This is a genomic window from Brucella sp. NBRC 12950 (genome assembly GCF_030268145.1).
In the GTDB taxonomy this organism is placed as follows: Bacteria; Pseudomonadota; Alphaproteobacteria; order Rhizobiales; family Rhizobiaceae; genus Brucella.
On the sequence record NZ_BSQC01000036.1, the window covers coordinates 1 to 2,553 of the forward strand.

A 2,553-nucleotide genomic window follows, 5' to 3' on the forward strand; every position below is an offset into this window, starting at 1 on the left:
TTATGCAATCGATGTGTATAACGGCAATATACAGATGCGACACATGGGCAATTTAGAGATGCGACAATTTTTGCCTCTCTTGCCCTTTTCAAATCGAACGCGGAAAGGAAGACTGGGCTTTCAGCAGCAAACAGCGGATGGGAGCCGTCATGTCTTGTTTGATCACGATGTCGCAGAAAGAACTCAACCGGCTGAAGACTGTTCAGCAAATCAGAGATAATCAGCTTCGTGTGGTGGAGGCAGCGGCGCTGCTTGGCCTCAGTCGTAGTCAGATTCATCGGATGTTACAGGCATTTGATCGGCTTGGTGCAGCGGGCCTTGTTTCGGGCAAGCGCGGTCGTCCGAGCAATCGCCGTTATGGCGAGGATTTCCGGAATGATATTCTGGATATTGTACGGACGTATTATCGGGACTTTGGGCCGACACTGGCCTGTGAGAAGCTGATTGAACGCCATCGGCTTTCAGTCAGCAAGGAGACGCTGCGGCAATGGATGACAGCAGCGGGATTGTGGACATCACGTCGCGAACGCAAGCGGCAACTGCATCAACCGCGCGGCCGGCGTGATTGCTTTGGTGAACTGATACAGATCGACGGCTCGCATCATTGGTGGTTCGAGGAGCGGGGTCCCAAATGCGCCCTCCTCGTTTATATCGACGATGCCACTGGCAAGCTCCTGCATTTGCGTTTTGCGGGCTCAGAGAACACGTTTGATTATTTTCATGCGACGAAGGCATATCTCCAGCAATGGGGCAAACCACTAGCTTTCTATAGCGACAAACACGGCGTTTTTCGTTCGCTTCATCCGTCGAAGCAAGATCGAACAAGCGGCCTGACACAGTTTGGTCGGGCACTTTATGAGCTCAACATCGACATTATCTGTGCCAATACTCCACAGGCCAAAGGCCGTGTTGAGCGGGCAAACAGGACTTTGCAGGATCGTCTGGTTAAGGAATTGCGGCTGCGCGGCATCGATACGATCGAAGCAGCCAATGCATATGCGCCGGAATATATTGCAGATTTCAATGCCCGTTTTGGCAAGGAGCCACGCAATCCCAAGGACATGCATCGACCGCTGGCAGCGCATGAGAATATTGATGGTGCGCTGTGCCGGAAGGAAGTGCGAACGCTGTCACAAACACTGACACTACGCTATGATAAAGTGCTGTTCATCCTGGAACCGACCGAAGTTGCAAAGCGGCTTGCGCGGCAGAAGGTCATTGTCTGCGACTATCCCGACGGACGTCTGGAGATCATGCACGGTACGGACACCCTGCCCTATACAACATTCGACAAGCTTCGTTCCATTCATCGCTCACCTGTTGTCGAGAACAAACGGCTGGATGACATGCTGTTGATCGTCGCTGAGATGCAGGCGGGACGGGAGCAGCAACGCAGCAAAAGCGGTCCGCGTCGTACTGGTCAGGCCAACCATATGTTTGGTATACCTGACGGCAGTGTCGGGAATGGCTATCAGAAGCGAGAGCGTAAATCGCGCACAGCTTACATGAACGACCCTGCCGTCATTGCCCGGCGAGAACAAGCTTTATTGAGACAGCCAGCGCCGGAATAAAGGGCGTCAATGGACGCCGATATCGCTTTGCATATCCGACTCCAATTGCAGGCAAGCTGTCCAAAGCGGTGTTTTGTGGAAGGTTCCGTCGTCAAGCAAGCTGAGCCCTTCTCTTGCCTCAAAAAGCAGGCCGAGCCAGCATAAGCGTCGCAGGACACCGTACCGAAGCTCGAATTTCAGGTCCCACGCATCGACGGCTATTTCAGTGTCGGACAGATGAGCGATATCCGGATAGAGTATCTTTACAATGTCCATCGGCTTACACCCTTCTCTGGTCTTGATATTGAGTAGATTGAGATACATACGCCACCAACGCAATCGTGCCTGGATCGCCTCTTTACGTTCGGTGGCATGAATATACGAATAGAGATAATCGGTGGCGATCAGATCGAAGAAAGCGTGTGGATTGACCAGAAACTCCAGGCCACGTTTGGTTGGCAGCAGTACATTTTTCCTGCGGCGAAGAAGCTTCAGATAACGGGTCAGGTCGTGCACAACACAAAGTGGTGGCATGTCGTTTTCATTGAGCACCTTGTGCATGCTGAAGAGGTCTTTGGCTGTGAACCTGGGCCAGAGGAAGTTCTCAGCAGCCCAATGCACGAACTTGCGGTTCATCGCGCCGGTTGCCGTTAGTCCGATGCCACCCTCGCGCTGAGCATAGGCAACTGCAAGCAGCATACCGCGAAGCAGTGGTGAGAGTGCAGCGATATCGACGTCACCTTGCAGGCAGATTTTTGGTAGCATTGTACGACTTGGATCCCTCTCCTGCCCGATGCAGGTGAGCCGAGTATCAACTGCTGACAGAACAATTGCTACTAAGAAAGCTAAAGCCGAAGAGGTGGATATTCACCCGCCCCCATTCCTCGTTTGCAACCCCGACCAGCCTCTCGGAATGGGGGCTGAACGTCAGCACCTGTCGCATCTGTAATCTGCTGGGAACGTCGCAACTTTAACTTGCTAAAACAATGTGTATAACGGGGGT

2 protein-coding genes are annotated in these 2,553 nt (G+C 52.8%); one reads left to right on the forward strand and one right to left on the reverse strand.

The window, feature by feature from the left end:
- Positions 1-149: 149 nt before the first annotated feature.
- Positions 150-1,571 carry an ISNCY family transposase gene (locus QSJ70_RS27260; RefSeq protein WP_215776478.1) on the forward strand — a complete coding sequence of 474 codons (1,422 nt, stop codon included), beginning with the start codon at positions 150-152 and terminating at the stop codon, positions 1,569-1,571.
- Positions 1,572-1,577: 6 nt separating this feature from the next.
- On the opposite strand, the gene QSJ70_RS27265 is transcribed toward QSJ70_RS27260, so the two are convergent.
- Positions 1,578-2,315 carry a hypothetical protein gene (locus tag QSJ70_RS27265; RefSeq protein WP_285541338.1) on the reverse strand — a complete coding sequence of 246 codons (738 nt, stop codon included), beginning with the start codon at positions 2,313-2,315 and terminating at the stop codon, positions 1,578-1,580.
- Positions 2,316-2,553: the final 238 nt, after the last annotated feature.